A 325-nucleotide genomic window follows, 5' to 3' on the forward strand; every position below is an offset into this window, starting at 1 on the left:
GCAACCATTGGCCATTAACGCCCACTGCCTTGGCCACCGCTTCGCCGCGCCTGCTGCTGCATCAGTGCCGTTGCGCCATGGTTCCATGACGCAAGTAACAAAGTTCACGGCAGTCGCGCCCAGCTTCAGCTTGTCTTGCTTGCGCAATTCCAGTCATTCGGACGTTACAACACCAGTGCCATAACGATCTGAGGATCGCTTATCAATCCCCAGCGTGCGACCAGCGTCTGCAAACGCAAGGGATCAACGCTGGCATCGCCTTGCAAAAAAACCGTAGTCAATCCCCTATTTCCCGGATACCGTAATGGCGCAGCATGGCGTCCAG

The organism is Sodalis-like endosymbiont of Proechinophthirus fluctus, assembly GCF_001602625.1.
Taxonomy (GTDB): domain Bacteria; phylum Pseudomonadota; class Gammaproteobacteria; order Enterobacterales; family Enterobacteriaceae.